The 9087-nt window shown below is 35.7% G+C and carries 11 protein-coding genes; 6 read left to right on the top strand and 5 right to left on the bottom strand.

Annotated features, from left to right (window positions below; all coding sequences use genetic code 11):
• Window positions 1-112 precede the first annotated feature (112 nt).
• From RZ79_RS06360 to RZ79_RS06350, 3 genes are all read right to left on the bottom strand, one after another.
• Window positions 113-1039 carry a YdcF family protein gene (locus tag RZ79_RS06360; RefSeq protein WP_054450731.1) on the bottom strand — a complete coding sequence of 309 codons (927 nt, stop codon included), beginning with the start codon at window positions 1037-1039 and terminating at the stop codon, window positions 113-115.
• A gap of 173 nt (window positions 1040-1212) precedes the next feature.
• Window positions 1213-2235, bottom strand: a complete 1023-nt coding sequence (locus RZ79_RS06355; RefSeq protein ID WP_054450729.1) for an SEC10/PgrA surface exclusion domain-containing protein — start codon at window positions 2233-2235, stop codon at window positions 1213-1215.
• A 10-nt stretch (window positions 2236-2245) separates the two neighbouring features.
• A complete protein-coding gene (locus RZ79_RS06350) occupies window positions 2246-2467 on the bottom strand; it encodes a hypothetical protein (protein WP_034532730.1) in 222 nt (73 codons plus the stop codon).
• A 165-nt stretch (window positions 2468-2632) separates the two neighbouring features.
• On the opposite strand from RZ79_RS06350, the gene RZ79_RS06345 reads away from it, so the two are divergent.
• The 4 genes from RZ79_RS06345 to RZ79_RS06330 all read left to right on the top strand — a co-directional run bounded on the left by RZ79_RS06345 (window position 2633) and on the right by RZ79_RS06330 (window position 5683).
• Window positions 2633-3853 carry an MFS transporter gene (locus RZ79_RS06345; protein WP_054450740.1) on the top strand — a complete coding sequence of 407 codons (1221 nt, stop codon included), beginning with the start codon at window positions 2633-2635 and terminating at the stop codon, window positions 3851-3853.
• Between the two features lie 62 nt (window positions 3854-3915).
• Complete coding sequence (locus RZ79_RS06340) at window positions 3916-4170, top strand: hypothetical protein (RefSeq protein ID WP_034532731.1); 255 nt, start codon at window positions 3916-3918, stop codon at window positions 4168-4170.
• Window positions 4171-4255: 85 nt separating this feature from the next.
• Window positions 4256-5290: an NADH:flavin oxidoreductase/NADH oxidase gene (locus RZ79_RS06335; RefSeq protein WP_054450726.1), complete on the top strand. Its 1035-nt coding sequence runs from the start codon at window positions 4256-4258 to the stop codon at window positions 5288-5290.
• Between the two features lie 111 nt (window positions 5291-5401).
• A complete protein-coding gene (locus RZ79_RS06330) occupies window positions 5402-5683 on the top strand; it encodes a hypothetical protein (RefSeq protein WP_054450724.1) in 282 nt (93 codons plus the stop codon).
• Window positions 5684-5713: 30 nt separating this feature from the next.
• Here RZ79_RS06330 and RZ79_RS06325 read toward each other — a convergent pair whose 3' ends face one another.
• Window positions 5714-6316, bottom strand: coding sequence for a DUF3862 domain-containing protein (locus tag RZ79_RS06325; protein WP_054450722.1), 603 nt, complete (start codon window positions 6314-6316; stop codon window positions 5714-5716).
• Between the two features lie 170 nt (window positions 6317-6486).
• On the opposite strand from RZ79_RS06325, the gene RZ79_RS06320 reads away from it, so the two are divergent.
• On the top strand, window positions 6487-6999 hold the full coding sequence (locus tag RZ79_RS06320) for a type 1 glutamine amidotransferase domain-containing protein (RefSeq protein ID WP_034532738.1): 513 nt from the start codon (window positions 6487-6489) through the stop codon (window positions 6997-6999).
• Window positions 7000-7030: 31 nt separating this feature from the next.
• On the opposite strand, the gene RZ79_RS06315 is transcribed toward RZ79_RS06320, so the two are convergent.
• The gene (locus RZ79_RS06315; protein WP_034535314.1) at window positions 7031-7600 is read right to left on the bottom strand and encodes a TetR/AcrR family transcriptional regulator; all 570 of its coding nucleotides are present in this window, start codon (window positions 7598-7600) and stop codon (window positions 7031-7033) included.
• 661 nt (window positions 7601-8261) lie between these two features.
• Here RZ79_RS06315 and RZ79_RS06310 point away from each other — a divergent pair.
• Entirely contained in the window at window positions 8262-8984 is a 723-nt protein-coding gene (locus RZ79_RS06310) for an MIP/aquaporin family protein (RefSeq protein ID WP_034535311.1), read from the top strand.
• Window positions 8985-9087: the final 103 nt, after the last annotated feature.

Raw genomic sequence — 9087 nt, 5'->3', positions numbered from 1 at the left:
AACACCTCCGAATTATGTTATTTTATCAAATTAAAATAATCATTTTATCGAAAGTGCTTTTATTTATCTGTTCAATATTATAACTTCAGTTCCCAGAAACGATGCTTTTTTATTATAGTTTTCCAACTATTGAAATCACGATAAATAATAAAATAACTAATAGGTTAGCAATCTTGTGTTTCATTAAAATGGCAATGAATTCTCTGATGATTGCGTTGGGAAGAAAGAATCCACTCGTTTTAGAACCAATTCCACTGATTTTCATACCCGCACTTTTAGCGTAATCTGATGCACGATAAATATGGTAATTGTTTGAAACAAAAATACCATTGTTTGGATCTAGTCGGTATCTGTCGACAATTTTTTTGGAAAACGCGAAGTTTTGAATTGTGTTGACTGATTTATCTTCTGCAACAACGTCATCGGGGTTGATGTTTTTTTGAAGAACATAGTCTCTCATGGCAACACCTTCTGGAATCCTTTCGTCGCCACCTTGACCACCTGAGCAAATGATTAAAGGATGTTTTTGCCCGCTGTTAATTTGAGTTTGATAAAAGTCAATTGCACGATCGATTCTTGAAGCAAGTAGTGGGGAAACCTCGTTTCCATTTAATAATCCTGCACCCAATATGATTATGAAGTCCTTGTCTGGTTTGGGACGATAGAAGTTACAAATCCAAACCGAAAGTGAGAAAATCAAGAAGATACTAATCATGTAAAATGCACCCATTTCAGTGAAATGCTCAATCATTAGGTTATATGGCTTTGGAATGATTTTTCTGAAGAAAAGAAAACTTAATAGTGGATAAATTAATAAGAATACACCAATGATTAGCGTTAATAAGTTTGCTAGTGAGTGACTCTCTCTTCTCCACACGATAATTCCGTTCCAGATTAATAGAACTGCGTGTAAGGCATAGATTAAAGTTATGATAACCATTATTGCTAAAGCAATAACTAAGAAGATGGCATGCAAAATCTTACTACTACTAGTTAGCGAAAAGAACATCACATTTCCAGTTAGTGCAAAGACAGACATTAAAAATAGAAATCCATTCCAAAATGACGCTTTTTTCTTATAAAATGACCAACATAATAGGCCAATACAAATTATTAATGTTAAAGGCATAAAATACATATATATCATCCTTACTTATTAGGATAAAAAAGCTCACAAATATTTGTGAGCTTTTTGTTTATCTCCATTTTACACTATACAAGTGTTCCAGGAACATATTTCTTATTAACTAATTTGTTGTGGGGAACCATTACGAAGTGAATACCACCGAATTTATCAAAAGAAACTGCGAAGTAGTTTGGTTGGTACTTCTTATGAATATCTAAATTCATTAGTGCAGTAGCGTGACCCCAATAAGATGGGCCGTCTTCAAATAGTTGAAGAGCAATTGAATTGTATACTGCATGCTTTAATGCTGCCATTGAAACGACACGTTTCTTGATTTTTGTGCTAGTTAAAGCAAATGATGGGTTATCACTGTAGTTTTCTTCTGCAACGTCAGAAATGTTGTATTTCTTTGATGCTACAGCTTTAGTCCTTAAATCATGACCAGTCTTCTTACCAGTGTTATTCCAGTTGTCCTTGCTGTAAACGTCAGCGAATGTTTGAGCAACTGCAATGGTATTTTTTGAAGATTTGTATTGAATTCCCTTAGCTTGTTTGATAGCTGGGTTTAAGATGCTTAGGGCAAATTTAGTAAGTTCTTTTCTTTGACTGTAAGTCATCTTGTTTAGGTTAACGTTTCGGCTTAGATCTTTCTTGCTTGGTGTAAAGGAGTTCATTGCTAGCCCCTTTAGACCAAGCTTACCCATTGCAACTTGAACCTTGTAGTTACCGATTGATTTTTCACTAGCTGCCTTTTTCAAGGCTGCGTTAGTGTATCCTTTAGGTAACTTAATTACGTTTTTAGGGTTCTTCTTAGCTTTGTAGTTAATTTTAGTTACGAAATTAGCGTCAGAACCAGGATCGGTAACTTGGTTGCCTGAAACCTTCATCGCTTGAGTTGGAATAAAGTTGTTTAAGTCAGCGGTAGTTAATTTACTGATTGATTTGGTAGTTGCGATAATAGCATCATCAGTAGTTTGTTGTTTGAATTTTTTAATTAATGAAGATTCCTTTTTAGTGGAACTTGCATGAGTAGTTACAGCTGGTGCTGAAGAAGCAATCACAGAACCGATTAAAGCAGCAGCGGCAATCATTTTAATTGTTTTTTTCATAGTATTTCACCTATTTACTTCCTAATAAATATACAGCTAATCCAACTAGGATTACCCCGATAACAACAATAAATAAACCAAATTTAATTAACTTTCCACCAATTCCGTCCCAGGCAGGTTGATTGGACATCGCGCGAAGCTTGAAAAAGAACCAGCCAATTCCCATACAGATGGCTCCAAATAAAAAGACACCATATGCGAAAAGCATAAAGAAACTTTGAGTTTGTTGCATGGTATTTCACTCCTTATTGAAAGTTTTGTTTAAATAATATTATCACAATTGGTATTTACCTCAAATATATAGTTGTAATCTTAAAAATTACTTAATAATTACAGAAACTTTCCTTAAGTGTTATAATGCTTAATTATGTGTCAAAGAATTCAAAAAATTAAGGAGATGAGTTCACCCTTGGGTGATCGAGCGATAAACTGGAAACAAAACCTAAACGTCTTATGGTTTGGGACATTCGTAGCTGGAATCGGATTTAGCAGTATTAGTCCATTCATTGCATTATTTATAGGTCAACTGGGCGATTACAACGCCACGCAAACATCAATTTACAGTGGGATGGCATTTGCAGCGCCATTTCTTGTGAAAATGATTGTTTCACCATTATGGGGAATCCTAGCTGATAAGTATGGTCGAAAGCCAATGTTACTTAGAGCATCATTGGGGATGGCCGTCGTAATTGGTGCAATGAGTCTGGTAACAAGTGCATGGCAATTGATTGTTCTTCGTCTTTTACAAGGGGTCTTTTCTGGATTCATCAGTAATGCCAACGCCTTGGTGGCTGCTGAAACGCCAAAGAGTCACGTGGGACATGCTTCTGGAAAACTAGCGACAGGAAACGTATCGGGAACATTAATCGGACCAATGATTGGTGGATTAATCGCCGATACATTTGGCTACCGTTATACATTCTTGATTACTGGTCTAGCAATGTTGGTAGCATTTGTTCTAAGTATCTTTTTCGTTCATGAAAACTTTAAACCAGTGCCACACGAAAAAGGGGAAAGGCAACCCCATTTCTTATCTGGTATTCCAACTAAGCAAATCTTATTTGGAATGTTTTTAACCACCTTATTTATTCAAGCAACTAATAACTCAATCTCACCAATCTTGAGTTTGTACGTTAAACAATTAGATCCGACATCGACCAACATTGCGTTGACCGCCGGAATTATTCAAGCCATCAACGGGGTAGCGATGATATCAGTAGCTCCATTCTTTGGCCGTTTGGGTGATAAGATTGGTTCGCATCAAATATTGAAATTTGGGCTAGTGTTTTCAATGGGTGTTTTCTTCCTAACAACATTCGTGCAAAATGTCTGGCAATTAGGGACCTTGCGTTTTCTAATCGGGATTTCCGATGCGGCATTGTTGCCAACAGTTCAAGCAATTTTAGCTAAGTACAGTCCTCATGATCGAATCAGCCAGGTCTTTAGTTGGAACCAAAGCTTCCAAGCAGCCGGAAACGTGACTGGACCAATGATTGGTTCAGCGGTCGTATTAATCGGTGGCTACCGTGGTGTCTTCATTGCTACCACTATTTTAGCCGGAATCAACTTGTTCCTAGTTCGCAAGAATATCAAGTCAATTGAAACCGACAAGAACTAAATATTTGTTAATTGATGAAACATCATTATAATTAATAGGATAATATTTGGAGGTGGATTGCGATGACTAGAGAAGAAATTGATAACAATTTACTAACATTAAAGAGAACGCGTTCACACATCATAAACGCACTAGATGGGACCAATCGTGACAGCAATGTCGTTCGAGACATCGACCATTTGGTGGAATACTTAAATGAAACAGATGAGCGTGAAATAACACAAGAATATGTTGATCGTAAGTTTAGAATCATTAAAGGTGAAATTAACTGTTCACTAGATTGTTTCAATAACGCGATGAAAGCATTGACTAAGTAGGCATCCGAGAGGGTGTCTTTTTCTTTTATTTTAATAATTATCCGTGTATAATGGCTTACATTAAGTAAGCGAAAGGAAGATGGATATGTCAAAATTACTTGCACCGGCAAATGTTGGTGGACTATCTCTTAAGAATCGAGTTGTGATGTCACCGATGTGTACATATGAAGTGATTCGTGAAAATGGAATTGCAACACCATTTCACTTTGCACACTATGGGATGCGTGCAATTAGTGGCGTTGGATTGATTATTACCGAATCCACAGCTGTTGATCCAAGAGGTCGTATTAGTAATAATGACCTAGGATTATGGAATGACGAACAAGTGAGTGAATTCAGCCATTTGGTTGACTCACTTCACTACCTAGGTTCAAAGGTAGGAGTTCAATTGAACCATGCTGGTAGAAAAGCTGCCGATGAAGATGTTCCGGTTGCACCAAGTTCAATCGCATTTAGTGACGACAGCAATACACCGGTTGAACTAACCAAGGAAGATATCGCAAACATCGTTAATGAATTCGGTCAAGCTGCCAAACGTGCTAATGATGCCGGGGTAGACATGATTGAAATTCATGGTGCTCACGGGTACTTGTTGAACCAATTCTTATCAGCCGTTTCAAATAAACGTGATGATGAATACGGTGGTAGCCTAGAAAATCGTTTCCGTATTGTTTCTGAAGTCATTGATGCTGTGAAGGATAACTTCGCTGGCCCTGTATGGATTCGTTTATCATTAATTGATTACGATGACAGTGGATTACAAAATACTATGGCAGACTGGCAACAAATCGGTAAGTGGTTAGAAGAAGCCGGCATAAAACTAATCGACGTTTCAACCGGTGGCTTACTTCCAAAGGGACCTAACTTCCCAGTTCATGACGGATATCAAACTCCGTTTGCCACTGAACTTAAAAGAGCGGTAAATATTGATGTCTCAACTGTTGGTTTGCTAGACAACCCAGGGTTAGCCGAATACATCCTACAAAACAATCAAGCCGACTTGATTATGGAAGGACGCGCATTGCTAAGAAACACTAACTGGTTGGCAGATGCCGCAAAAGAATTACATGATCATGACTTTAAGGTCTTTGATGCGTCTTACGAACGTGGTCAAAAGTAAAAAATAAAAAGATATCCATTTGGATATCTTTTTTTATTGGTAAAATTTTGTCATCTAATTTTAATTTGTTATATAATTATTCTATTACAGCGAATAAAATGAGGTGATTATATGTATTGGACAGACGAAAGAATTATGACATATCGTGCGAAGATTAAGGGAGCATGGTACGTTACAAAATTCCAACAATACTATCAATTCGACCTTCGTAAGCCAGAAGATAAGATGAGAATGTATCGTCAATTGGAACCAAAAACAATTAAGTCTTATTTTGATGATTTAATCGACACCTACGAAAAACAATTCTTAGAACAACTAGATAACATGAGTACCGATGATTTATTGGAAACACTAGAATCGTTAAGGGATGAAGGATATATTGATATCATGTAAAAAAGAACCGACATAATATCGGTTCTTTTTTTAGTTATTATTATTTAGGCTAACGGATTGCTTTTCGCTAAGCTTTTTATCCTTAAAGGTTAGGTTGTAAGCATGTGAATTGTCATATTGGTAGGTCATAAATGACATTCCATCTGCTTCTTGTTGTGAAAGTGGTGATCCTAGAGTTGCTTGAACGTCTGAGAATGAGGTATTTTTAGCAATTTTGTCAATTTTTGCTTTCTTGACAATTTTAGCAGCGGTATTTTGTTGGTAACCTTTGCTTAAAACCTTGTCCTTGTAAACAATTACAAATATGTATTGTAGTTGTGCGTTTCCACCCATTTGCCAAGTGTATTGCTTTGCCTGAGCGTTATTGGTAAGGGTAGTGTTGGTAGTCTTAGATGGGTTACCTAATAGGCTAACAACCTTCTTGTAACTTGAACCACCGTGTAATTGTTGATCGGTGTATTTGATTTGTTGGTACTTTTCTAATGAGATACCTGATGTATTCAAAGCGTCTGATAGGGAAGGCTTTGGACCAGAAATTGTTTGGTTGGTATCTTCAGCCTTCTTCTTACCACAAGCACTTAATACAAGTAGGCAGGTAAAAAGCGCTAGGAAAATCTTAAAAATTTTATTCATACTATATCTCCTCAATATGTTCTATTAGTATTTTAATCAAACTAGTGGCTAAATATCAATAATTTAAATTATTTATTCATAATTTAACCATTTTTTTAAACCAAAAACTTGTAATCAATGACTTTCCCTAATACCATGGATGGTGAAGAAAGAAAAAGGAGGTTGTATCTATGAGTAAGATTGCTGCAATTGTTACCAGCGGATACGAAGATTCTGAATTAACTTCACCTATGAAGGCATTAAAGGATGCGGGTCATGAAGTTGAAATTATCGAAGACATGGCCGGAAACACAATTACCGGCGAACATGGTGATACACAAAAGGTTGATTTAGGTATCGATGACGCCAACTTCGACGATTATGACGCATTGCTATTACCCGGCGGAGGCTCTCCAGATGCATTGAGAGCAGATGATCGTTTCAACGATTTTGTAAAACGTTTTCTATTGGCTAATAAGCCAGTGTTTGCAATTTGTCACGGTCCTCAATTCTTTATTCAAACCGGTTTAGCAAGTGAATTGAAGTTAACGGCATACACAACAATTAGATATGACCTATTTTATGCCGGCGCAGAAGTTCATGATGAACCCGTTGTAGTAGATGAAAAACACAAACTAGTTACAAGCAGAACTCCTGATGATTTAGATTCATTCAATTCTGAAATCGTCAAGTTCGTAAAATAAATAAAAAAGAAGCCTTCTAGGCTTCTTTTTTTTATCTTCTAATAACAATTCCACAAATTTCAGTCATTGAAGTGTTGATTAGGCGGTAGAACACCTTCTTGAATTCTTCAACTGACAATGGAATCGGTTGTGAAATCCATGACATAATTGCGTCTAAAATGACCCTGAAGAAGAAAGTTAACACATAGTACTTAGGAATTCCGTATTTCTTTTCATCATAGTTCTCGAAATAAGGAACTAAGAATTTAGAATAGTGGCTACTTAAAAACGAAAATAATTGGGGTTCATAGAATTCGTATAGAACCTTGATGTATTCACGATCATCATAGACAATTGGGAATACCTTTTCGCTTAAAATGTAGAAAAAGTTATCATAGTTTTTATCAACGTTAACAAATTGTTCATCTAAAGAATGGCTGATGCTAGTTTCGATGAAGTTAACGATGTCGATTTTATTCTTGAAGTGATTGTAAAAAGTACCACGAGAAATATTTGCGTTTTCGATGATGTCGTTTGTACTAATTGTGTTAATGTCTTGGTGAGCCGATAAATTTAGAAAAGACATTACGATTCTTTTCTTGGATTTGCTTTTAATAAACATTATGATTAAATCCCCCTTATAAATTTTTACTATTCAGGGCTGAGTAATGTAAATTACATTAAATCTTTGCCATACTTATAATTATAATCTTATCTAGTTAGATAAATACTTAAGTTTTTGCAAATTTAATTAAGTTTATACAAAAAAGTTTAAAATATATTTTAATTAAGATTGATATAAAAAGTTTTTATAGAAAGGGTGCTTTGTATAAGCTTAACTTAACATGAAATCGTTGAATTATAAGCAAGCGCTAAATGTTTATAGAAAATAGTTAAATAATCTTTATTAGTTATTGAAAAACAGTAGTGTGGGTCATATAATTACTTTTGATGAGTTGTTGGAAAGATTTTGACTTGATTATTTAAAATCTTAAGGAAATAACAATAATCAAAAAGTTATACACGCTGTCTAATAACTCGTTTCAACAAGATTATCGATATACTGTTATGGTTTAACATACTATCAACAAATTACTACATATTAGTTTGGAGAAGAAATTACGGCGAGAGTTATAAAGTCGATTCTGATTTTGCAACTCTTTTTTTATGCCTCCAGGTTGGTTTGTAGGAGCGTTGCCGTTTATCAAACGGATGGAAGAACTTGAGCAAGATAAAGATGATGGAGTAAATACTGTGTAGTTTATATAAAGGAGTAGAAAATTTTGGATCATTACACGTTATTAACTAGATGCATCGCTGAATTTATTGGAACAGCCATCATGGTGGCGTTAGGTAACGGTTCTGTTGCTAACGTAGAATTGAAGGGAACTAAAGGGTTCCATGGTGGATGGGTATTAATTGGTTTTGGATACGGAATCGGGGTTATGATTCCCGCAATGATGTTTGCGACAATTTCTGGAGCCCAAATTAATCCAGCAATGACACTTGCTTTGGCTTTTACAAACCAATTTCCATGGCATGAAGTATTACCATATATTGTTGCTCAATTGTTAGGTGCAACAGTTGGTCAAATCGCGGTGGTACTTACTTACAAGCCATATTATGACAAGACTACTAACTGTGAATGTGTTTTAGGAACTTTTGCAACCATTGACTCGGCTCACAGTTACTTAAATGGTTTCATTAACGAATTAATCGGAACTTTCTTATTGGTATTGGGTGCGTTAGCAATGACTGCCGACAAACTAGATCCACGTGCTGACTTTATTGCATTAGGTTTTCTAGTAATGTGTTTGGTTATTTCATTTGGTGGGCCTACCGGACCAGCATTGAATCCAGCCAGAGATATCATGCCAAGAATTGTGCACGCTTTTTGTCCATTTAAGAACAAGGGTGGTTCACATTGGAAGTATAGTTGGGTGCCAATCGTAGCTCCAATCATTGGGGCAACTCTTGCTGCAATCCTATATAAAACTATATTTTAATCATTAAAAAATAAAAGAGAGGAAAATGTTAAGATTTTCTTCTCTTTTTTATTTTTGGTTAAGTTTTAAATGCATCAAATAGACTTATTGTGCAATTAAAAAA

Origin of the sequence: Apilactobacillus kunkeei DSM 12361 = ATCC 700308, from assembly GCF_001281265.1 — a bacterium.
Classification (GTDB): domain Bacteria; phylum Bacillota; class Bacilli; order Lactobacillales; family Lactobacillaceae; genus Apilactobacillus; species Apilactobacillus kunkeei.
The sequence above is the reverse complement of the archived record's forward strand: the minus strand, read 5'-3'. Positions and strand labels throughout refer to the sequence as shown.

Coding starts and splice junctions, on each gene's coding strand:
- RZ79_RS06330 (WP_054450724.1), top strand. CDS start 5,402: ATGTATTGGACAGACGAAAGAATTATGACATATCGTGCGAAGATTAAG.
- RZ79_RS06340 (WP_034532731.1), top strand. CDS start 3,916: ATGACTAGAGAAGAAATTGATAACAATTTACTAACATTAAAGAGAACG.
- RZ79_RS06355 (WP_054450729.1), bottom strand. CDS start 2,235: ATGAAAAAAACAATTAAAATGATTGCCGCTGCTGCTTTAATCGGTTCT.
- RZ79_RS06345 (WP_054450740.1), top strand. CDS start 2,633: ATGAGTTCACCCTTGGGTGATCGAGCGATAAACTGGAAACAAAACCTA.
- RZ79_RS06335 (WP_054450726.1), top strand. CDS start 4,256: ATGTCAAAATTACTTGCACCGGCAAATGTTGGTGGACTATCTCTTAAG.
- RZ79_RS06350 (WP_034532730.1), bottom strand. CDS start 2,467: ATGCAACAAACTCAAAGTTTCTTTATGCTTTTCGCATATGGTGTCTTT.
- RZ79_RS06325 (WP_054450722.1), bottom strand. CDS start 6,316: ATGAATAAAATTTTTAAGATTTTCCTAGCGCTTTTTACCTGCCTACTT.
- RZ79_RS06320 (WP_034532738.1), top strand. CDS start 6,487: ATGAGTAAGATTGCTGCAATTGTTACCAGCGGATACGAAGATTCTGAA.
- RZ79_RS06315 (WP_034535314.1), bottom strand. CDS start 7,600: ATGTTTATTAAAAGCAAATCCAAGAAAAGAATCGTAATGTCTTTTCTA.
- RZ79_RS06360 (WP_054450731.1), bottom strand. CDS start 1,039: ATGTCTGTCTTTGCACTAACTGGAAATGTGATGTTCTTTTCGCTAACT.